The following is a 19,834-nucleotide window of genomic DNA, read 5'->3' as shown; positions in this document are numbered from 1 at the left end:
ATGCCCGTCCCTACTGCTCCGCCTTCGCCCCGTCCGACGGCGTGACCGTGAAGACGGTCGGTCCCGTGTAGCCGTGCTCCGCGAACGCGCCGTCGATGGCGACCTGCAGGCGTGAGAGGGAGTCGACGTCGATGAGCGCGATGGCCGATCCGCCGAAGCCGCCGCCCGTCATCCGCGCGCCGATCGCGCCCTCGTTCTGCGCGACCTCGACCGCGAGGTCGAGCTCCGGGACGCTGATCTCGAAGTCGTCGCGCATCGAGCGATGGCTCGCGTCGAGCAGCTCGCCGATGGCGCGCGGGCCCTCCTCGCGGAGCGCGCGCACGGTGTCGAGCACGCGCTGGTTCTCCGTGACGATGTGGCGCACGCGGCGGAACGTCTCGTCGTCGAGCACCTCGCGAGCGCGCACGAGGTCGTCGACCGCGAGGTCCCGCAGCGAGGAGACGCCCATGAGGCGCGCGCCCTGCTCGCACGACTCGCGGCGTGCGCGGTAGCCGCCGTCGGCGTGCGCGTGGGCCACGTGGGTGTCGATCACGGCGATGGTGAGGCCGGCCGCCTCGAGCCCGAGCGGGATGACCTCGGCGTCGAGCGAGCGGCAGTCGAGGAACACGCCCGCATCCTGGCGGCCGAGCAGGCTCGCGGACTGGTCCATGATCCCGGTGGGCGCGCCCACGATCTCGTTCTCGGCGAGCTGGCCCACCGCGGCGAGGGTCGGGCGGTCGAGCCCGAGGCGCCAGATGTCGTCGAGCGCGAGGGCGATGGATCCCTCGAGCGCGGCCGACGACGACAGCCCCGCACCCACGGGCACGTCGCTGTCGATGAACACGTCGAAGCCGGGCACGGCGGCGAGGTCGGCCCCGCGCTGACCGAGCGCCCACGCGACGCCGAGCGGGTAGGCCTGCCAGCCGTCGATGCGCTCGCCCGTGAGGTCGGCGAGGCGCGCCTCCACGACCTCCTCGGAGAAGGAGCTGGCGAGGCGGATCCGGTCGTCGTCCCGCGGCGCGAGCGCGATGACCGTGCGGCGGTCGATCGCGAACGGGAACACGAAGCCCTCGTTGTAGTCGGTGTGCTCGCCGATGAGGTTCACGCGCCCGGGCGAGGACCACACGCCGTGCGGCTCGCGCTCGAAGCGGGCGCGGAATCCCTCGCGCACGTCGTCTCGGATGTCGGTCATGCGTCCTCCACTGCCTTCCGGATCATCTCGGCCGCCTTCTCCGGCGGCACGTCGCCGATCCAGGCGCCCATGGCCGCCTCGGATCCGGCCAGGAACTTGAGCTTGTCGGCCGCGCGGCGCGGGGACGTGATCTGCAGCATCAGCCGGATCTCGTCGCGGTGCGCGTCCACGGGCGCCTGGTGCCAGGCGGCGATGTACGGCGTCGGGGTGTCGTACAGCCGGTCCATCCCCTGCAGCAGCCTCAGGTACATCGTCGCCAGCTCGTCGCGCTCGGCCTCGGTCGTCTCGGCGAGGTCGGGCACGTGGCGGTGCGGCAGCAGGTGGATCTCCACGGGCCAGCGCGCCGCGAACGGCACGAACGCCGTGAAGTGCTCGCCGCGGAGCACGACGCGCTCGGACGCCTGCTCGGTCTCGAGGATCCGCTGGAACAGGCCCGGCCCGAACCGCTCGATCGACTCGACGAGCCGGCGGGTGCGCGGCGTGATGTAGGGGTACGAGTAGATCTGCCCGTGCGGGTGGTGCAGGGTGACGCCGATGGCCTCGCCGCGGTTCTCGAACGGGAACACCTGGCGGATCCCGGGCATCGCCGAGAGGGCGCGCGTGCGCTCGGCCCACGCCTCCACCACCGTGCGGGCGCGCGACGGCGTGAGGCCGCTGAACGAGCCGGTGTGCGCGGGGCTGAAGCAGACGACCTCGCAGCGGCCGACGGAGGTGCGGGTGCGCTCCAGGCCGATGGAGGTGAGGTCGTCGTCGTCGACGGGCGCGTCCACGCCTGCGGTGTCCGCGAGCGCGGGCCCGAAGGACGGGGACTTGTTCTCGAAGACCGCGACGTCGTACATGCTCGGGATCTCGGACGGGTTGGTCGGGCTCGCGGGGGCGAGGGGATCCAGCTCCGCCGGCGGCAGGAACGCGCGGTTCTGGCGCGCGGCCGCGATGGAGACCCACTCGCCCGTGAGCACGTCCTGCCGCATCGTCGCGGTGGGCGGGCGGGGCGCGGCGGGGCGGGCGTCGGCGGCGCGCTCGGGCGGCAGGGTCGTGTCGGCGTCGTCGAAGTAGACGAGCTCGCGGCCGTCGGACAGCAGCGTGCGGCGCTGCGTGATCCCGGACGGCGACGTCGTGACGGTCTGGTCGGCATGCATGATGCCCCGATCCTACGGGCTCGCGTGCGTCACATCTGCGTCCGCGAAAGGTCCGGCTTGCGTTCCAGCAACCACGTGCGGGAGGCTCGCGGCATGGCCGACGACTCCGCTCCCGTCCCCGCGGCGACCCGCCGGTCGCGCATCCTCGAGCGGCTCGGCGACCGCGGCTTCGCGACCGTCGCCGAGCTCGCGGCCGACGCGGGCGTCTCCGCCGTCACGATCCGCGCCGACCTCGACGCGCTCGCCGACTCCGCCGCCGTCCAGCGCGTGCACGGCGGCGCCGTCCTCCGCTCCGGCCTGGCCGCCCGCGAGCAGAGCCTCGAGGTGACGCTCGAGTCCGCCGCCGACGCCAAGCGCGCCATCGGCCGGGCCGCCGCCGAGCTCGTGGAGAGCGGCCAGAGCGTGCTGCTCGACGTCGGCAGCACGACGCTCCAGGTGGCCCGCGCGCTCGTCGCCCGCGAGGACCTCGTCGACGTCACCGTCATCACGAACGGCCTCACGCTCGCGCTCGAGCTCGAGCGCGCCATGCCGCGCTTCACCGTGGTCGTGACGGGCGGCACGCTCCGGGCGCTGCAGCACAGCCTCGTGGATCCGCTCGTCACCGTCGTGCTCGACCGCCTCCACCCGGACCTCGCGATCATCGGCTGCAACGGGATCGACGTCGACCGCGGCATCACCAACGTCAACCTGCCGGAGGCCGAGGTGAAGCGGCGGATGGTCGCGGCCAGCGCCCGCACGGTGGTCGTCGCCGACGGGGCCAAGCTCGGGCGCACGCACCTCGGATCCGTCGCGCCGCTCGACCTCGTCGACACGCTGCTCACGGACGCCGACGCCGACCCGCACGAGGTCGGCCGGCTGCGCGACGCGGGCCTGCGCGTCGTCGAGGCAGGCGGGTCGCCCGGGGCCGGGCGGCCGTAACGTGGATCCCATGAGACCCGTCACCGGAGAGCAGCACCACCTCGTCCACGCCGGCCCGTCGGGCGAGCTCCGCGCCACCGTCGTGCAGCTCGCGGCCGCCATCCGCGGCCTGACCCTCGACGGCGTCGACCTCGTCGAGCCCTACGGCGACGACGTCGTGGCCCCGATGGGCGCCGGCATGGTCCTCGTGCCGTGGCCGAACCGGATCCGCGGCGCCCGCTACGAGCTCGACGGGAAGGCCCAGGCGCTCGACGTCTCCGAGCCGTCGCTCGGCAACGCGTCCCACGGCCTGCTCCGCAACACGGGCTACACGGCCTCCGACCGCGCCGACGACCGCGTGACCCTCTCCGCCACCGTCTTCCCGCAGCACGGCTACCCGTTCCTCCTCGACACCTCCGTCACGTACCGGCTCACCGACGACGGGCTCGTGGTCACGCACCGGATCCGCAACGACTCCGCGGCCGCCGCCCCCGTCGCGGTCGGCGCGCACCCGTACCTCGCGATCGGCGGCGTCCCGTCCGCCGACCTCACCCTCACCGTCCGCGCGGACACGTGGTCCGAGGTCGACGACGCGCTGATCCCCGTCGCCGACCACCCGGTCGACGGCGCCGCCGAGGACCTCCGCCAGGGCCGCGTCGTCGGCGAGCTCGACCTCAACACGGGCTACGGCGACGTGCACGTGGACGGCGGCACGAGCCGCCACGGCCTCACCGCTCCCGACGGCCGCGGCGTCGAGCTCTGGGCCGACGCGTCCTTCCGGTTCCTGCAGGTCTACACGCCGCGCGAGTTCCCGACCCACGGCCGCCAGGCGGTCGCCATCGAGCCCATGACCGCGCCGGCCGACGCCTTCAACTCCGGTCGCGGCGTCCGCCGCCTCGCGCCCGGCGAGGAGTGGACGCTGAGCTGGGGGATCCGCGCGACGGGCTTCTAACGCATCGGGGGTCGGCAGACCCACCCCCGAAGTGGGTGGGGGAGCGCGGGCGTCGTGACCCTACGGTGAGGGTGATTACCCAACCGAAGGAAATGATGCGCCCGATTCCCCTCGTGACGGCGGCCGTGCTCGCCGTCGCGCTGCTCCTCCCGGCCCAGGCGGCGACCGCGTCCGTCCCGGCGTCGTCCGCCCCCACGACCACGCGGGTCTCTGCGGCCGCCTACCCCACCGACTACGTCAAGTACCCGTGGTCGTCGACGGTGTACTCCGTGACCTTCTATCCGGGGGGCGAGAACGCTTGGCGCTGGTCGCGGATCGACTTCGCGCAGTACGCGGACGCGGGCTTCCCCGCGGTGCGCAACGCCGGCTACATCGCCGGCAGCTACCTCTACAAGTGGGGCACCAGCCCGGAGATCCTCGTCGAGGGCCCCGACGGCGTCAACCATAAGCTGTCCGCGGCGGAGTGGCGGGACATGGGCTACCGCCGGTTCGCGGACCGCGGCAACGAAGGCTTCCAGCGCCTGTCCTGGACGAGCGACATCGTGCGCATGAGCGACCTCCGAGGCGGCCAGGGTCGCGCCATCGGCTTCGGTGAGTGGCAGGAGGAGGCGTTCCCGACCCCGCAGGTCGTGCAACGCATCACGGGCGACCAGTTCTACCGCTACGACGGCAGCGACCAGATCTGGTACGCGGGTCCCGGGATGAACCGCGTGGTGAGCTACTCGGAGTGGGCCGCGGCCGGATTCCCCTACGCGAGCATCCGCGGAGGAGGGGACGGCGGGGGCGGGCAGCCCGTTCCGCCGCCCTCGAACGGCGGTGGCGGACAGCCGCCCCGTCCTGGCGATCGGAACTGCGGTGACTTCGGATCGCAGGCGGAAGCGCAGGCGTTCTTCGACCAGTGGTATCCGCTGTATGGCGACTTCGCCGGCCTCGACGGCGACGGCGACAGGCGCGCCTGCAACGGCTACTTCGGGTGAGCGGAGGGGGATCCTCGACGCCGCTGGGCGGCGACGGGGATTGACCCCCGCGGTGGACGGGGTCGCGCGAGACCCCTTGGTCCTGACGAGGTCGACGATGAGGCCCCGGGTCCCCCGCCATCCGTCCTGGTCGCGCCAGTCGGCGATCGACGCGGGCCCGGGCGGGGGCCCATCTGACATGCGGTTCACGACAGCTGCCCACGATCCCGGCGCACGATGCGTCCGACGTGTTCAGCGTCAGGCCTCCTCGTCCTCCTGCGCCCACTGCAGCGCCACCCGCTGCGTGTACCGCTCCAGCGCGATCCGGTTCTCCTCCGGCTCGCGGAGCCCGTCGATGTAGGCGAGCAGCCGCCCGACGACGCCCGAGAGGTACTGCACGCCCCGGTCGTCGTGCTCCTCGAGCGCGGACTTCAGCAGGTCGTAGCGCTCGCTCGTCTCCTCGGCGGTCAGCATCGCGATCACGAGTTCGTCGGCCTGCATGCTCATGCGACCCAGCATCGCATCGGCGCTGCCGTCGCCCGCGCCGAGGAGGGCGTCCGCACCCGCGCGGCCATGCGGATCCGGGCCCGGTGGAGACCGCGGCCGCGCCTCCCCGAACTGGGGGTACGCTCCGGGCGGCAGCAGGACCGACCCTTGGCGTATCCAGCGTGGGGCGTCCGGTGCTCGGGGGAGCGGATCGACGCCGCCCGACTGCGCCCGTCAGCACGGCCCACCGGAAGGCTCCCCTTGTCCCAGTCACGCGCGCGTGCGCACGCGCCCACCCCCGACCCGCCCGCCGAGGCCCTCGCCCAGGACGCGCCGGCGCCCGCCGAGCGGCCGCCGCTCCTCGGTCGCCGCTCCGTCTTCCTCGCCGCCGTCGGCGCCACCGCGGGCGCGGCCGTCGTCGTGGCACCTGCCGCCGTACCGCCCGCCTCCGCCGCCGTCGTGGGCGACCAGTCGCGCGTCTACTACCCGGAGCAGTTCGGCTTCGTGCCGTCAGCCGCGGACCACACCAAGGCCATGACCGCCTTCTTCGCGGCGCTGCAGAAGACCGGCGGGCGGGGGATCCTGCCGCCGTGCGAGATCCGCGTCACGTCGACGGGGATCGACTACTCGAGCGCCGCGTGGCCCAAGCAGCCCCTCTCGGGAGCGCCGTACGGCTACCCGGCCATCTCGATCGAGGGCTACGGGCGGCGCGTCACGACCATCCGGCAGATCGCGGGATCCACGGGCGACGTCTTCAAGGTGCAGGGCAAGATCGGCGCGGACGCCGGGCCCGCCGCGAACAACAAGGCGACGGTGTCGCTCACGGGCTTCAGCATCACCGGCACGCGCACGGGCCGCCACGGGCTGTACCTGCGCTCGCTGCTGCACTGCCGGATCACCGACATCGAGCTGAACTCCACCGGCGCGGCCGGGGTCTTCTTCGCGCGCGCGGCCTTCACCGCGGCCAGCGACGAGTACTCCTACGCGAACGTCATCGAGGGCCTGCGCGTGATCACGGCGGGCACCTGGGGCGTCGACTGCGACGGCGTCAACGCGATCGACATCGTCATGCGCGACACCGAGATCGTGAACTGCACGGCGGGCGGGATCCGCATCGCCCCCACCAACGCGCGCTTCGAGAACACGCGCGTCATCGGCTGCGGGGCCGGCAACAAGGCGGCGCGCGGCTTCCTCGCCATCCCCACGAGCAACGCGTCGTCCATGGTCTCCGAGCTCGGCATCAACGGGATGCGCCTCGAGGGCAACTCGGGCGCGGGCGGCTACCAGCTGGAGATCGGGGCGGGCGTCGGCGCCACTGTCGTCGGCTACAACATCGTGACGGGCGGCGACGGCGGCGCCCACGGCATCGGCGTGGGCCTCGTCGACCAGGGCGGACGGCTCGCCCAGGACACGTTCGTCGGCCGCGGCACCATGTTCATGACCCCGAGCAAGTACCCGTCCCAGCGCGTGGTCGTGGTGGGCGCGTTCGCACGCGACACCCGCGTCGAGCGCCCGTCGCTCCCGAACAACCCCGACACGCCCTTCGCCTCGGTCATCACGGACCGTGGCGTCCGCAGCCTCGACGGCTTCGGCCGCCCGCTCACGGACCCGGGGACGGGCTCGGCCCCGGCGGCCTGAGCGGTCCGGGGCGCGGACGCCGCCGCGCGTCCCTCCGGCTCAGCCGGCGAGGGACGTGAGCGCCGCCTGGAGCCCGGCGGCGATCGCCTCGTGCCCGGTCGCGCTGGGATGCCACTCGTCCTCCGTGCGGAGGTCCGGACGGTCCACCGGCAACCAGCTCTCCGGCCCCGTCGCGTCGATGACGTGCGCCTTGCCGAGGGCGGGCCCTGTGTACGCGGTCGCGAGCTTCTCGTAGCTCTGCACGCCCGTCATCGGCGTGATGATCACGGTCTGGGCATCGGGCCAGCGCTCGGCGATGTCGGCGAGGGTCCGCGTCACGCCGCTGCGCACCGCGACCTCGCCGGGCTTGATGTCGTTGACGCTGCCCTGCAGGATCACGAGGTCGGGCGTGAAGTCGTCGCCCATCGCGTCCAGGCGGTCGGGGTAGTCCGGCTGATCGGAGGTGGCCGCGAAGCCGGTGCCGGCCGCCGCGTTCAGGCGGACGTCGCTCCAGCCCTCGCGCTCGGCGAGGAGCGCGGGATAGGCGGGCCGCCCCGACGTCTCGATGCCGTGACCCAGGATGAACGAGTCGCCGAACATGAGGACGGCCGGGTCCTCGGGGAGCGCCAAGGGCGCCACCGGCGCGATCGTGGTGCCCGGCCCGGACACGAAGCCCGACTCCGCGACGGCGCCCGCGTTCGCGACGGGTGCCCCGCCGCTGCCGATCGCCGCGACGACCAGGCCGACCGAGCACGCCGCGACCGCGGCGGCGGCCGTCCAGCCGGCGATCCGCCATGCTGCCCGCGCCTTCGCGCCCGCCCGGTATCCGTATTTCCCCACCCGTGAACCGTACGTTCGATCGCGGTCGACGGTGGCGCCCGAGTCCCACCCCGTTCGGGGGACCCCGTACCCCGGACGACGCACGGCCGCACCCCGATCACCCGACCACTGGGATCACCACTGGATCCCCCTCCCGCCGTCGCCCTCCGACACGAGCCGGACACATCGACCCGATACCGTGCCGAGCATGTCTGGGGGAGACGGAACGACGGTCACTGCTGCGCGCGCGGACTGGGTGGATGCGGCCAGGGCGATGGCCATCCTGCTGGTCGCGCTCTTCCATGCGGGCCTCCTGCTGATGCAGGAGGACCTCGCGTCACCGGTCTGGGCGACCGTCAACAGCGCCTTCGTCACCTTCCGGATGCCGATCTTCTTCCTCGCCTCGGGGCTCCTCGCGGGATCCGCCGTGCGCCGCTCCTGGCCGGAGCTCTGGAACTCGCGCATCGCGGTCCTCGTGTGGGCGCTCGCGATCTGGTCGGTGCTGCGCTTCCTCTACTTCTCGGTGGTGCCGCTCGACTCGCGTCCGCACGAGGGCGATCCGCGGGCGCTGCTGCTCGCGTTCGTGTTCCCCGCGACGGGCCTGTGGTTCCTGCACGCGCTCGCCGTGTTCCTCGTGCTGGCGAAGGTCGCGCACGGGCGGGTGCCGCCGTGGATCCAGCTGGCGGTCGCGGCCGTCGTCTCCGCCCTGTTCCTCAGCGTGCTGCGCATCGGCAGCCTGAGCTGGGACGGCATGGCGAAGTACCTCGTCTTCTTCCTCATCGGGCTGCACGCCAAGGACCTCGTGTTCCGTGTCGCGTCGCGCCCGCGGCCCATCGCGGCGGCGGCGGCCCTGGTCGCGTTCGGCGCCGCGGGCGCGGTCGTGGAGCTGACCGGCATCAGCCGCATCCCCGGCGTGCTCCTGGTCGTGTCGGGCCTCGCGATGGCGGTCGGGGTGCTGTGGGCGGCCCTGCTCGCGCGCACGCGGCTGGTGCGCCCGCTGCGCTTCCTCGGGCGCAACACGCTGCCGATCTACGTGGCGCACGTGCTCGTGATCGCCGCGGCCTGCGCCGTGCTCGACGCCGTCGGCTTCGAGCCGTCCGGGGCCGTCCCCTACCTGCTGCCGCTGGTGGTGAGCGTGGTCGCGATCGCCGCGTCGCTGGCGATCCACGCGGTGGCGATGCGCACGCCGCTGCGGTTCCTCTACCGCACGCCGCCGTTCCTCGTGCTGGACCGGGGTGCTCGGAGCTGATCCCGGGCGCCGGCCTCCGGGCGCCGGCCTCCGGCCGGCCGATCGACGGCGGTGGGCCCCGTCGGGCTCGAACCGACGACCCAGGGATTAAAAGTCCCTTGCTCTACCAACTGAGCTAGAGGCCCGCGCCCCCGATGCTACGGGATGGGCGGCGGCGCTCTCGGAGCGGACGGCGTCGACGCCCGGGGCCCGGATGGGGAGGGCCCGCCCGGCGTACGCTTGCCGGGATGTCCGGCGATTACCACAAGCCCACCAAGTTCTCCGGGGCCAAGTTCGAGAGCATGCTCGGCGGCGACGACCCCGCCACGATCAGCCGCGTGGCCCACGAGACCGCGTCGGCCCTGCTGGCACGCGTGCGGGCGGATCCCGACCCGGCGGTCGTCGAGCGCCTCATCGCGTACACCGACGAGCACGGCATCGACGCGGTCGCCGAGCTCTGGTCGCGCGCCAGCCCGCGCAGCCTGCCGGGCGCCCTCTGGCGGCTGTACCTCATGCGCGCGCTCATCCGCCAGGATCCCGACGGCATCAGCCTCCTCTACCAGCGCGGCACCGAGGTCGCCACGACCATCGACCCGGTGGTCGCCGGCGCCACCGCGCCCACGGGGCCGACGGAGATCGTCGAGCTCGCCGACAGCATCCTCCGCGGCCTCTTCACGGGCGACTTCGCCGTCGCCCTCGACCGGGCGGGCGCGTTCAGCCGACTGGCCGCGCTCGGTGCCACCAGCGTCGCGGACGACCTCGACGCGACGGCGTCGCCGGAGCGCGCGGGCGACCTGACCACGCGCGCCCTCCGCCTCTCGCAGATGGCCGCCGACCTCGTGCAGTGCGCCCGGCTCTGGCGGAGCTACCGCCTCGACTGACCCGTCGCGGCGGCGGATCCGCTCGTTCGCTGTGAGCGCGACCCCCGGGACGACAGCCCGCGCCGACTCGGTTACAGTGGATGCTGGTCGGGCCGCAGTACTCCCGGGTACCAATATTCGCCGCTCCGAGCGGCCTCGCGCCGAGAGGCGTCCTGCGGCCCGGCTCCTCACTTCCTTCCCCTCCTCCACGGAGGGACGGCCCCCGTGCGAGCGGCCGAGCGGCTCGCGTGGGCCCCGCCGAATCCCCATCGCCTGTGACCAATCCGTGACGCGACCGGCGCCGAAGAGTCATCGTGAGGCGCTCACCCGCCTCATGTCCGTCACCCGCGAGGGTGCGACCCGCATCGGTCGGGTCCTGCCCGCGTGGCAGGCCGCCCGGCCATCCCAGATGTCCCGCGACGCGAGATCCCGGCTGATGCGGGGCACCGCACACCCGCAGGCCGGCTCCCCATCCCGCCGCACCACGACCCGGAAGCGCCACATGACCTCCCCGCAGCACCGCCCCAGCTCGCCGGGCCCCGCCCTGCCTGCATGCGGTTCGCACGCGGGTCTGGGATGCTGGGGCTCGTGCCTTCATCGATCGAGCGTCCCGACCTCCCCGGGCCGGCGGACCCCGAGTCGAAGGAAGCCCTCCTCGGCCGCGTCGCCCAGGGCGACAAGCGCGCCTTCTCGGAGCTCTACGACCAGCTCGCGCCGCGCGTCCTCGGTCTCGTCCGCCGTCTCCTCGTCGACCACGCGCAGTCGGAGGAGGTCACGCAGGAGATCTTCTTGGAGATCTGGCAGTCCGCTTCCCGCTTCGATCCCGCCAAGGGCGCAGCGACCACGTGGGTGCTCACCATGGCCCACCGCCGCGCGGTCGACCGTGTGCGCGCCTCCCAGTCCAGCCGTGATCGCGACGTCCGCATCGGCATCCGCGACCACGAGCACGGCTACGACCAGGTGTCCGAGACCGTCGAGATCAGCATCGAGCACGAGAGGGTCAAGAAGGCCATGACGAAGCTCACCGAGATCCAACGCCAGGCCGTCTCCCTCGCCTACTACGGCGGGTACAGCCACAGCGAGGTCGCGTCGATGCTCGACGTGCCCATCGGCACCGTGAAGACACGTCTGCGCGACGGCATGATCCGCCTGCGCGACGAGATGGGGGTCGCATCATGACCACCGACGACGACATCCGCATGCTCACCGCGGCGTACGCGCTCGGCGCCGTCGACCCCGAGGAGGCCGCCGAGTTCGAGGCGCTCCTCGAGCGCGATCCCGTGCTGCGCGCCGAGGTCGAGGAGCTGCGGGCCACCGCGGCCGACCTCGCTTGGACGACCGAGCCGGTGGATCCCTCGCCGCGCCTCAAGGTTGACCTCATGTCGATGCTCGACGCCACCCCGCAGCTGCCGCCGCTGACCGCGCCGACCGCCGTGGCGGACGACGACCGCCGTCCGGCTCCGGTCACCGAGCTGCGTCCCGCGGCGTCCGCGGACGCGGCCACCGGTGCCGCGGCGCCGTCGTCCGCCGCGCCGCGCGAGCGCCTCGGATCGGCATCCGCCCGCGCCTCCGGGCGCTGGTTCCGCCGTCCGGGCACCCTCATCGGCGTCGCCGCGGCAGCCGTCGTGCTCGTCGTCGGCGGCGTGGTCGTCGGCACGAACGTGGGTGGCCCCGGCACCTCGCAGACGCCCGTCGCCTCGGCCTACGAGCAGGTGACCACGGCCTCGGACGTCGTCATCGACAAGCGCGACGTCGTCGGCGGCGGCACGGCCACGGTCTACTTCTCCGCCTCCGAGGCGAAGACGGCGGTCGTGCTGAACGACGCGTCCCCGCTGCCCGAGGGCCGCGTGCTCCAGATGTGGTACGTCGGCGCGTCCGGCCCCGTGTCCGCCGGCGTCATGTCCGCATCGGACGGGGCGGGTCACGCCGTGCTCGAGGGCAGCTACACGCCCGGCGACACCGTGGCCATCACGGTCGAGCCCGAGGGCGGATCCGAGCAGCCCACGACCGAGCCCATCGTGGCGGTCACCAGCACCTGATCGGCGCCGCACGACCCGCAATGTGCAGAAGGCCCCCGCATCCCTGAGGATGCGGGGGCCTTCCCCGTGCGCGGGGCGGATCAGCCGAAGCGGCCGCTGACGTAGTCCTCGGTCGCCTGCACGCTGGGCTTCGAGAACATGGTGGTGGTGTCGTCGTACTCGATGAGCTTGCCGGGCTTGCCGGTGCCGGCGATGTTGAAGAACGCCGTGCGGTCGGAGACGCGGCTCGCCTGCTGCATGTTGTGGGTCACGATGACGATCGTGTACTGCGCCTTGAGCTCCTCGATGAGGTCCTCGATGGCGAGCGTGGAGATGGGGTCGAGCGCGGAGCACGGCTCGTCCATCAGCACGACGTCCGGCTGCACCGCGATGGCGCGCGCGATGCAGAGGCGCTGCTGCTGGCCGCCCGAGAGGCCGGATCCCGGCAGCGCGAGGCGATCCTTCACCTCGTTCCAGAGGTTCGCGCCCATGAGCGACTGCTCGACGAGCGCGTCGGCGTCCGACTTGGAGATCTTGCGGTTGTTGAGCTTCACGCCCGCCAGCACGTTGTCGCGGATCGACATGGTGGGGAAGGGGTTCGGCCGCTGGAAGACCATGCCGACCTGGCGGCGCACGAGCACCGGGTCGACGCCGGGGCCGTAGAGGTCGTTGCCGTCCACGAGGACCTCGCCCTCGACGTAGGCGCCGGGGATCACCTCGTGCATGCGGTTGAGCGTGCGGAGGAAGGTCGACTTGCCGCAGCCGGACGGGCCGATGAAGGCGGTGACGGTGCGCGGCTCGATCCGCAGGTTGACGTCCTCGACCGCCTTGAACTTGCCGTAGTAGACGTTCAGGTCGTTGACTTCGATGCTCTTGGACAAGGGGTGTTCCTAACCGTTCGGGTTCGTGGCCGGGGGAGCGGGCGCTAGCGGCCGAGCTTGGGGGCGAAGATGCGGGCGATGAGCCGCGCGACGATGTTCAGCACCATGACGATGAGGATCAGCACGAGCGCGCCGGTCCACGCGCGGTCGACGTAGGCCGCCGCGTCCGAGCCCTGGTCGGCGTACTGCCGGAAGACGAACACCGGCAGGGTCATCATCTGGTCCTTGAAGGGGTTGTAGTTCATGCTCTGCGTGAAGCCGGCGACGATGAGCAGCGGCGCGGTCTCGCCGATGACGCGGGCGATCGCGAGCATCACGCCCGTGACGATGCCGGCGAGCGACGTCGGCAGCACGATCTTCACGATCGTGAGCCACTTCGGCACGCCGAGCGCGTAGGACGCCTCGCGGAGCTCGTTCGGCACCAGCTTCAGCATCTCCTCGGCGCTGCGCACGACCACGGGGATCATCAGCACGGAGAGCGCGAGCGCCCCGCCGAAGCCCAGGCGGATGCCGGGCCCGAGGAAGATCACGAGCAGGGCGTAGGCGAAGAGGCCCGCGACGATGGACGGGATGCCCGTCATGACGTCGACGAAGAACGTGATGGCGCGGGCCAGACGTCCGCGCCCGTACTCGACGAGGTAGATGGCCGCCATGAGGCCCACCGGGATGGAGATCACCGCGGCGATGGCCGTGACGATCAGCGTGCCGATGATGGCGTGCAGGCCGCCGCCGCCCGCGCCCACCACGTTGCGGAGGCTGGAGTTGAAGAACAGCGGGTCGAAGCGGCCGGAGCCGTTGGTGACGGCCGTGAACACGAGCGAGATGAGCGGGATGAGCGCGAGCACGAAGGCGACCGTGACGAGGATCGTGATGACCCGGTCCTTCGCCTTGCGCTCGCCCTCCACGGCGAGCGAGAAGCAGAAGAGCGCGATGCCGAACAGGATCGTGCCGAACACGGCCGTGCCGACGATGTTGAAGCTGTCGGCGGCGCCCGAGAGCTCGAGGACCAGGAAGACGGCCGCCATCACGAGCCAGGACACGAGGAAGATCGCGGGGGCGGTGAAGCGGTGCAGCTTGCCGGCGGTGAGGGAGTTGGGCAGGGTGCTCGCGACGGGCCGCGTGCGGGAGGGGGCTGTCGTCGCCATTAGTTCGCTCCGGAGAAGGCCTTGCGGCGGCTGATGATGTAGCGGGCCAGCATGTTCACGGCCAGCGTGATGACGAAGAGCATGAGGCCGGAGGCGATGAGCTCGTTGATCTTGAGCCCGTACGCCTCGGGGAAGCTCAGCGCGATGTTCGCGGCGATGGTGTTCGAGTTCGTCGACTGGAACCACGCGAAGTTCACGACCGCGGCGGGGGAGAGCACGATCGCGACCGCCATCGTCTCGCCGAGGGCGCGACCGAGGCCGAGCATGGCGGCCGAGATGATGCCGGGGCGGCCGAAGGGCAGCACGGCGGTCTGGATCATCTCCCAGCGCGTCGCGCCGAGGGCCAGCGCCGCCTCCTCGTGCAGCTTCGGCGTCTGGAGGAAGACCTCGCGGGAGAGCGCGGTGACGATCGGCAGGATCATGACGGCGAGCACGACGGCGACCGTGAAGATCGTGCGGCCGGTGCCCGAGACGGGGCCCGCGAAGAGCGGGAACCAGCCGAACGCCTCGGTGAGGAACTCGTAGAACGGCTGCAGGAACTTCGCCAGCACCGCGATGCCCCAGAGGCCGAACACCACCGACGGCACGGCCGCGAGCAGGTCGATGATGTACCCGAGGCCCTGCGCGAGGCGGCGGGGCGCGTAGTGCGAGATGAAGAGCGCGATGCCGATGGCCACGGGGACGGCCATGAGCATGGCGAGCGCCGCGGCGTAGACCGTGCCGAACATCAGCGGGCCGACGTAGGCCCAGAAGCCGGCGCCGCCGGAGACCTCGGCGGGAGGCGCGGTGAGCGCGGGGATGCTCTGCACGACGAGGAACAGCGCGACGGCCGCGAGGATCACGAGGATGAGCGTGCCGGACCCGCGGGAGAGGCCGGAGAAGACGCGGTCGCCCACGCGGGCCTTGGGCTTGGCGTCCTGGGAGCTGCGGGGAGCTGCGGCGGCGGCGTCGCGCGGCGGTTCGGTCTCGGGAGCCTGGGGAGGCTGCGGGGCGGCGGTCGTCATGGGTCGGGTTCCCTTGCGGTCGAGATGGTGGGGCTGGGGACGGCGGGCCGCCCGTGGGAGCGCCCCCTGACCCGCGCGTGCGCGGATCAGGGGGCGGACGGCGGGTGCTACTTGATCGACTCGACCGCGGTCTTGACCTGCGCGGCGACCGTGTCGGACAGCGGCGCGGCGCCGGCCTTCTCGGCGGCGAGCTGCTGGCCCTCGGTGCTGGTCACGTAGCCGACGTAGGCCTTGACGAGCTCGCCGACGGCCGGGTCCTTGTACTCCTGGCAGGTGATGAGGTAGCTGACGAGGACGATCGGGTAGACGCCCGACTCGGTGGTCGAGTAGTCGATGTCGAAGACGACGTCGTTCGCCTCGCGGCCCGAGGCCTCGGGCGACGCCTCGACGACGGCGGCTGCGGCCTCCGGCGAGTAGCCGACGAACTCGTCGCCGACCTTGATCTTCGCGACGCCGAGGGTGCCGGCCTTGGACGCGTCGGCGTAGCCGATGATGTTGCTGCCGCCCTTGACGGCGTCGACGACGCCGGTCGTGCCCTGGGCCGCCTCGCCGCCCTGGTAGGGCCAGACGCCCTTGGGCTCCGCGTCCCAGACCGTCTTGGCCGTGGTGTTGAGGTACTTGGCGAAGTTCTCGGTGGTGCCCGAGTCGTCCGAGCGGTGCACGGCGGTGATGCTGGCGTCGGGCATCGTGGCGTCGGGGTTGAGCGCGACGATGGCCGGGTCGTTCCACTTCGTGATGGTGCCCTTGAAGATGCCCGCCGTGGTGGCGGCGTCGAGGTGCAGCTCCTTCACGCCGTCGACCTGGAAGATCAGCGCGATGGGGGAGATGTAGGCGGGGAGGTCGATCGGCTTGACGCCGTCGGCGCACTGGCCGAACGTGCCCGTCAGCTCGTCGGTCTTGAGCGCGCGGTCCGAGCCGGCGAAGGCCGCGTTCTGGCCGCCGGCCATGAACGCCTCGCGCCCGGCGCCGGAACCCTCGCCGGCGTAAGTGACGGTGACGCCGGGGTTGGCGGTCTGGAAGGCGGCGTTCCATGCCTCCTGGGCCGCGCCCTGGGAGGTGGCGCCGATGCCGTTGAGCGTGCCGGACAGGGTGGACGCCGAGGCGTCGCCCCCCTCGGCGGGTGCCTCGTTGGAGGCGCAGGAGGAGAGTGCGATGGCGGTGACGGCGGCGAGCGCTGCTGCGCTGCCGAGACGCGAGATCTTCACGTGATGGAGCCTTCCGGGTATTTCGTGCTGTGAGGGGGGCAGGTGCATGCCCCTCGACGAAGCTATGTCGGGCCATTGACCGGATTGGCCGGAACCGGTGAACGGGAGGTGAACAGACCGCGTGGATCGGCACGGCCTCGAGCGCGCGGGCGCACAGTGGTCGGTCAGGCCGCGTTCGCCGTGCCGCGACTCGCGGGCGTCGTCACGCCGACGGCCCGTACGTCTCCACCGCGAGGATCCCCGCCTCCGGGTCCGACGCCGACAGGTGCACCACCGAGAACTCGGCGGGCGACAGCATCCCGGCCCGCGGCATGCGGCTCGCGCGCGGGGTCTCCGTGGCGAGGGCGATCTCGTGCAGGATCTCCGGCAGGACCGGGCTGTGGCTGCAGAGCACGGCGCTGCGGGCCTTGCGCACGCGCTTCGCCACGGTCTCGCGCACGGATCCGCCGTCGGTCTCGTACGCGTCCTGGCTGATCCCCGCGTCCTCCTTCACCCGTCGGCCGAGGGCCTCGGCGAGGGGCGCGACCGTCTCCAGGCACCGCACGGCGGTGCTGCTCGTGACGACCCGGGGCCCGAACGCGAGCAGCGTCGGCACGATCGACCGCGCCTCGTCCCGTCCGCGCGCGCTGAGCGGCCGGGACGCGTCGGCCCCGTCCCACTCGTACGGCTGCACGGCGTGGCCGTGGCGCAGCGCGATGAGGGCGAACGACCGGTGCGAGCCCGTCTCCACGAGCCCGGCGAAGAGGTCGAGGATCTGCACCTCGCCCGGGTAGTCGAGGCGCTTGCGGGCGTTGGGGATGGAGACCCACTCGACGCTCTCGACCTCGTCGTCCGGCTCGAAGCGGCCGGCCTCGACCATGGCGTCCGTGGCCTCCGCCGCCCAGTAGCTCACGGACTTGCGGCGGCCGCCGGAGATGCCGTACTCGATGGCGCCGAGCGGCACGCCGAGCGCGACCCGGAGGCCGGTCTCCTCGTGCACCTCGCGGACGGCGGTCTGCGGGAGCGTCTCGCCGGGATCCACCTTGCCCTTGGGCAAGGAGGTGTCGCGGCGCCGCGTGCGGTGGATGATGAGCACCCGGATTCGGCCCTCGAGCACCCGCCAGACGACGGCGCCGGCGGCGAAGACGGAGGGGGCGGGTGGCACGTCCCCCACGCTAGCGGGGTCGGCACCCCGTGGAGCGCCGCTCAGGGGGCCGGCGCTCAGCGGAGCACGCGCCGCTTGCGCTTGGACACGATGCCCATCACCGCGGTCTGGAGGTCCTCCAGCGTGGTGCCGTCGGCACCCTTGTTGCGGCGCGTCCACTCGCCGTCGGAGTCGAGGACCCAGGCGGAGGTGGTGTCGGCCATGGCGCGGTCGAACAGGTCCTCGATCTCCTGCAGGTGCGCGGGATCCACGAGGCGCACGAGCGCCTCGACGCGGCGGTCGAGGTTGCGGTGCATCATGTCGGCGCTGCCGATGTAGGTGGCCTGGTCGCCGTCGTTGACGAACGAGAACACGCGGCTGTGCTCGAGGTAGCGGCCGAGGATCGACCGCACCTCGATGTTCTCGCTGAGTCCCGGCTGCCCCGGCGTGAGCGAGCAGATGCCGCGCACCCAGACCTGCACGGGCACGCCCGCGTTGCTGGCCCGGTACAGCGCGTCGATGATCTTCTCGTCGACGATGGAGTTGACCTTGATGCGGATGCCGCTCGGCTTGCCGTCGAGCGCGTTCTGCGTCTCCACGGCGATGCGCTTGAGCAGGCCCTTCCGCAGGTGCAGCGGCGCGACGAGCAGGCGCTTGAACTTCTTCTCGATGCCGTAGCCGGAGAGCTCGTTGAACAGGCGTGTGAGGTCCTTGCCCACGACGTCGTCCGCGGTGAGGAGACCGAGGTCCTCGTAGATGCGGCTCGTCTTGGGGTTGTAGTTGCCCGTGCCGATGTGGCTGTAGTGCCGGAGCACCCCGCCCTTCTCCTGGCGGATGACGAGCGCGAGCTTGCAGTGGGTCTTGAGCCCCGCGACGCCGTAGACGACGTGCACGCCGGCCTTCTCGAGCTTGCGGGCCCACGTGATGTTGGCCTGCTCGTCGAAGCGCGCCTTGATCTCCACCAGCGCGAGCACCTGCTTGCCCGCCTCGGCCGCGTCGATGAGCGCCTCGACGATGGGGCTGTCGCCGCTCGTGCGGTAGAGGGTCTGCTTGATGGCGAGCACGTGGGGATCCGCCGCCGCCTGCTCCAGGAACGCCTGCACGCTCGTGGTGAACGACTCGTAGGGGTGGTGGAGCAGGATGTCTTGCTGCGCGATGGAGCGGAAGATGTCGGCGCGCGAGTTGTCCTCGGCCGGCTTCAGCGCGACGGCCGTGGTGGGCACGTTGTTCGGGTAGTGCAGCGCCGGGCGGTCGAGCTTCGCGAGGTCGAACAGGCCGCCGAGGTCGAGCGGGGACGGGAGCGTGAACACCTCCTGCTCGGTGATGTCGAGCTCGCGCATGAGGAGGTCGAGCGTGACCGCGTCCATGTCGTCCGAGATCTCGAGACGGATGGGCGGACCGAAGCGGCGTCGAAGCAGCTCCTTCTCGAGGGCCTGGATGAGGTTCTCGGTCTCGTCCTCCTCGATCTGCACGTCCTCGTTGCGCGTGACGCGGAACACGTGGTGCTCGACGATCTCCATCCCCGGGAACAGCGTCTGCAGCTGGTTCGCGATGAGGTCCTCGAGGGCGATGAAGTCGATGGGGCCGGAGCGCGTGTCGGGCGTGAGCGGCATGAATCGCGGCAGCATCTGCGGGACCTTGATGCGCGCGAACTCCTGGCGGTTCGTCTTCGGGTTGCGGATGCGCACCGAGAGGTTGAGCGACAGGCCGGAGATGTACGGGAAGGGGTGCGCGGGATCCACCGCGAGCGGCATGAGCACGGGGAACACCTGCTCGGAGAACAGCTCGTGCAGGCGGTCCTGCTGGGCCTCGTCGAGCGAGTCCCAGCGCACGACGCGGATGCCGTGCTCCTCGAGCGCCGGGCGCACGCTGTCGTTGAAGGCGGCCGCGTGACGGACCTGGAGGCGGTACGCGGTCTCGTTGATGGCCGAGAGAACCTCGGCGGGGGTGCGGCCGATGTTCGTGGGGACGGCGAGGCCCGTCGCGATGCGGCGCTTGAGGCCGGCGACGCGGACCATGAAGAACTCGTCGAGGTTGCTGGCGAAGATGGCGAGGAAGTTGGCGCGCTCGAGGACGGGCAGCTCGGGATCCTCCGCCAGCTCGAGCACGCGGCGGTTGAACGCCAGCCAGCTCAGCTCCCGGTCGAGGAAGCGCCCCTCGGGGAGGGTCCCGTCGTCCTCGAGGAGCTCGTCCTCCTCGTCGAAGTCGTCCAGGGATTCGGCGACCGCCTTCGCATCGCCGATGTACGTCTCGCTGTCCATCCGCCCATCATGGCATCGCGGTGTGCGCTCCGCCCTCCGGCAGGTGAACGCACGGTGAACCGCATCGGGAGG

The 19,834-nt window shown here is 72.1% G+C and carries 18 protein-coding genes and 1 tRNA gene; 8 read left to right on the top strand and 11 right to left on the bottom strand.

Annotated features, from left to right (window positions below; all coding sequences use genetic code 11):
- Nucleotides 1-10: 10 nt before the first annotated feature.
- The gene (gene galK, locus JOE38_RS07955; RefSeq protein WP_204575640.1) at nucleotides 11-1,171 is read right to left on the bottom strand and encodes a galactokinase; all 1,161 of its coding nucleotides are present in this window, start codon (nucleotides 1,169-1,171) and stop codon (nucleotides 11-13) included.
- Nucleotides 1,168-2,310: a galactose-1-phosphate uridylyltransferase gene (gene galT / locus JOE38_RS07950; protein WP_204575639.1), complete on the bottom strand. Its 1,143-nt coding sequence runs from the start codon at nucleotides 2,308-2,310 to the stop codon at nucleotides 1,168-1,170. The genes galK and galT overlap by 4 nt, the downstream gene beginning before the upstream one ends.
- Before the next feature lie 93 nt (nucleotides 2,311-2,403).
- Between galT and JOE38_RS07945 the strand changes: the two genes are divergently transcribed.
- From JOE38_RS07945 to JOE38_RS07935, 3 genes are all read left to right on the top strand, one after another.
- The gene (locus JOE38_RS07945; RefSeq protein WP_204575638.1) at nucleotides 2,404-3,228 is read left to right on the top strand and encodes a DeoR/GlpR family DNA-binding transcription regulator; all 825 of its coding nucleotides are present in this window, start codon (nucleotides 2,404-2,406) and stop codon (nucleotides 3,226-3,228) included.
- 10 nt (nucleotides 3,229-3,238) lie between these two features.
- On the top strand, nucleotides 3,239-4,159 hold the full coding sequence (locus JOE38_RS07940; RefSeq protein WP_204575637.1) for an aldose 1-epimerase family protein: 921 nt from the start codon (nucleotides 3,239-3,241) through the stop codon (nucleotides 4,157-4,159).
- A 92-nt stretch (nucleotides 4,160-4,251) separates the two neighbouring features.
- Nucleotides 4,252-5,136 carry a hypothetical protein gene (locus JOE38_RS07935; protein WP_204575636.1) on the top strand — a complete coding sequence of 295 codons (885 nt, stop codon included), beginning with the start codon at nucleotides 4,252-4,254 and terminating at the stop codon, nucleotides 5,134-5,136.
- Between the two features lie 237 nt (nucleotides 5,137-5,373).
- Here the strand turns inward: JOE38_RS07935 and JOE38_RS07930 are convergent, their stop codons facing one another.
- Nucleotides 5,374-5,622 carry a hypothetical protein gene (locus tag JOE38_RS07930; protein ID WP_239544779.1) on the bottom strand — a complete coding sequence of 83 codons (249 nt, stop codon included), beginning with the start codon at nucleotides 5,620-5,622 and terminating at the stop codon, nucleotides 5,374-5,376.
- A 240-nt stretch (nucleotides 5,623-5,862) separates the two neighbouring features.
- Here JOE38_RS07930 and JOE38_RS07925 point away from each other — a divergent pair, with 240 nt between their 5' ends.
- Nucleotides 5,863-7,239 (top strand): hypothetical protein, encoded by a 1,377-nt coding sequence (locus JOE38_RS07925; RefSeq protein ID WP_204575634.1) that lies wholly within the window; start codon nucleotides 5,863-5,865, stop codon nucleotides 7,237-7,239.
- Between the two features lie 39 nt (nucleotides 7,240-7,278).
- Here the strand turns inward: JOE38_RS07925 and JOE38_RS07920 are convergent, their stop codons facing one another.
- A complete protein-coding gene (locus JOE38_RS07920) occupies nucleotides 7,279-8,058 on the bottom strand; it encodes an SGNH/GDSL hydrolase family protein (protein ID WP_204575633.1) in 780 nt (259 codons plus the stop codon).
- A gap of 187 nt (nucleotides 8,059-8,245) precedes the next feature.
- Here JOE38_RS07920 and JOE38_RS07915 point away from each other — a divergent pair, with 187 nt between their 5' ends.
- Nucleotides 8,246-9,286, top strand: a complete 1,041-nt coding sequence (locus tag JOE38_RS07915) for an acyltransferase family protein (RefSeq protein ID WP_204575632.1) — start codon at nucleotides 8,246-8,248, stop codon at nucleotides 9,284-9,286.
- A gap of 52 nt (nucleotides 9,287-9,338) precedes the next feature.
- Here the strand turns inward: JOE38_RS07915 and JOE38_RS07910 are convergent.
- Nucleotides 9,339-9,411 (bottom strand) — tRNA-Lys (locus JOE38_RS07910).
- Nucleotides 9,412-9,513: 102 nt separating this feature from the next.
- Here JOE38_RS07910 and JOE38_RS07905 point away from each other — a divergent pair.
- The 3 genes from JOE38_RS07905 (at nucleotide 9,514) to JOE38_RS07895 (ending at nucleotide 12,164) form a co-directional block, all read left to right on the top strand.
- Complete coding sequence (locus JOE38_RS07905) at nucleotides 9,514-10,146, top strand: DNA-directed RNA polymerase subunit beta (RefSeq protein WP_204575631.1); 633 nt, start codon at nucleotides 9,514-9,516, stop codon at nucleotides 10,144-10,146.
- 555 nt (nucleotides 10,147-10,701) lie between these two features.
- Entirely contained in the window at nucleotides 10,702-11,304 is a 603-nt protein-coding gene (locus tag JOE38_RS07900) for a sigma-70 family RNA polymerase sigma factor (protein ID WP_086514237.1), read from the top strand.
- Nucleotides 11,301-12,164 carry an anti-sigma factor gene (locus tag JOE38_RS07895; protein ID WP_204575630.1) on the top strand — a complete coding sequence of 288 codons (864 nt, stop codon included), beginning with the start codon at nucleotides 11,301-11,303 and terminating at the stop codon, nucleotides 12,162-12,164. Before JOE38_RS07900 ends, JOE38_RS07895 begins: the two co-directional genes overlap by 4 nt.
- An 80-nt stretch (nucleotides 12,165-12,244) precedes the next feature.
- On the opposite strand, the gene pstB is transcribed toward JOE38_RS07895, so the two are convergent.
- The 6 genes from pstB to JOE38_RS07865 all read right to left on the bottom strand — a co-directional run bounded on the left by pstB (nucleotide 12,245) and on the right by JOE38_RS07865 (nucleotide 19,762).
- Nucleotides 12,245-13,024 (bottom strand): phosphate ABC transporter ATP-binding protein PstB, encoded by a 780-nt coding sequence (gene pstB, locus JOE38_RS07890; RefSeq protein WP_043673462.1) that lies wholly within the window; start codon nucleotides 13,022-13,024, stop codon nucleotides 12,245-12,247.
- A gap of 44 nt (nucleotides 13,025-13,068) precedes the next feature.
- Complete coding sequence (gene pstA, locus JOE38_RS07885) at nucleotides 13,069-14,169, bottom strand: phosphate ABC transporter permease PstA (RefSeq protein WP_204575629.1); 1,101 nt, start codon at nucleotides 14,167-14,169, stop codon at nucleotides 13,069-13,071.
- Nucleotides 14,169-15,173 (bottom strand): phosphate ABC transporter permease subunit PstC, encoded by a 1,005-nt coding sequence (pstC, locus tag JOE38_RS07880; protein WP_239544777.1) that lies wholly within the window; start codon nucleotides 15,171-15,173, stop codon nucleotides 14,169-14,171. Before pstC ends, pstA begins: the two co-directional genes overlap by 1 nt.
- A 107-nt stretch (nucleotides 15,174-15,280) precedes the next feature.
- Nucleotides 15,281-16,378, bottom strand: coding sequence for a phosphate ABC transporter substrate-binding protein PstS (locus tag JOE38_RS07875; RefSeq protein ID WP_204575628.1), 1,098 nt, complete (start codon nucleotides 16,376-16,378; stop codon nucleotides 15,281-15,283).
- A 202-nt stretch (nucleotides 16,379-16,580) separates the two neighbouring features.
- Nucleotides 16,581-17,531 carry an NUDIX hydrolase gene (locus JOE38_RS07870; protein ID WP_204575627.1) on the bottom strand — a complete coding sequence of 317 codons (951 nt, stop codon included), beginning with the start codon at nucleotides 17,529-17,531 and terminating at the stop codon, nucleotides 16,581-16,583.
- 47 nt (nucleotides 17,532-17,578) lie between these two features.
- Nucleotides 17,579-19,762 carry an RNA degradosome polyphosphate kinase gene (locus JOE38_RS07865; protein WP_086520217.1) on the bottom strand — a complete coding sequence of 728 codons (2,184 nt, stop codon included), beginning with the start codon at nucleotides 19,760-19,762 and terminating at the stop codon, nucleotides 17,579-17,581.
- Nucleotides 19,763-19,834: the final 72 nt, after the last annotated feature.

Source organism: Clavibacter michiganensis, from assembly GCF_016907085.1.
Classification (GTDB): domain Bacteria; phylum Actinomycetota; class Actinomycetes; order Actinomycetales; family Microbacteriaceae; genus Clavibacter; species Clavibacter michiganensis_O.
Note: the sequence above shows the minus strand (reverse complement) of the source record. Positions and strands in the feature narration are given on the sequence as shown.

Excerpts from the sequence above, each read along its gene's own strand:
- galK (WP_204575640.1), bottom strand. The coding sequence starts at position 1,171 with ATGACCGACATCCGAGACGACGTGCGCGAGGGATTCCGCGCCCGCTTC.
- galT (WP_204575639.1), bottom strand. The coding sequence starts at position 2,310 with ATGCATGCCGACCAGACCGTCACGACGTCGCCGTCCGGGATCACGCAG.
- JOE38_RS07945 (WP_204575638.1), top strand. The coding sequence starts at position 2,404 with ATGGCCGACGACTCCGCTCCCGTCCCCGCGGCGACCCGCCGGTCGCGC.
- JOE38_RS07940 (WP_204575637.1), top strand. The coding sequence starts at position 3,239 with ATGAGACCCGTCACCGGAGAGCAGCACCACCTCGTCCACGCCGGCCCG.
- JOE38_RS07935 (WP_204575636.1), top strand. The coding sequence starts at position 4,252 with ATGATGCGCCCGATTCCCCTCGTGACGGCGGCCGTGCTCGCCGTCGCG.
- JOE38_RS07930 (WP_239544779.1), bottom strand. The coding sequence starts at position 5,622 with ATGAGCATGCAGGCCGACGAACTCGTGATCGCGATGCTGACCGCCGAG.
- JOE38_RS07915 (WP_204575632.1), top strand. The coding sequence starts at position 8,246 with ATGTCTGGGGGAGACGGAACGACGGTCACTGCTGCGCGCGCGGACTGG.
- JOE38_RS07905 (WP_204575631.1), top strand. The coding sequence starts at position 9,514 with ATGTCCGGCGATTACCACAAGCCCACCAAGTTCTCCGGGGCCAAGTTC.
- JOE38_RS07900 (WP_086514237.1), top strand. The coding sequence starts at position 10,702 with ATGCTGGGGCTCGTGCCTTCATCGATCGAGCGTCCCGACCTCCCCGGG.
- JOE38_RS07895 (WP_204575630.1), top strand. The coding sequence starts at position 11,301 with ATGACCACCGACGACGACATCCGCATGCTCACCGCGGCGTACGCGCTC.
- pstA (WP_204575629.1), bottom strand. The coding sequence starts at position 14,169 with ATGGCGACGACAGCCCCCTCCCGCACGCGGCCCGTCGCGAGCACCCTG.
- pstC (WP_239544777.1), bottom strand. The coding sequence starts at position 15,173 with ATGACGACCGCCGCCCCGCAGCCTCCCCAGGCTCCCGAGACCGAACCG.
- JOE38_RS07865 (WP_086520217.1), bottom strand. The coding sequence starts at position 19,762 with ATGGACAGCGAGACGTACATCGGCGATGCGAAGGCGGTCGCCGAATCC.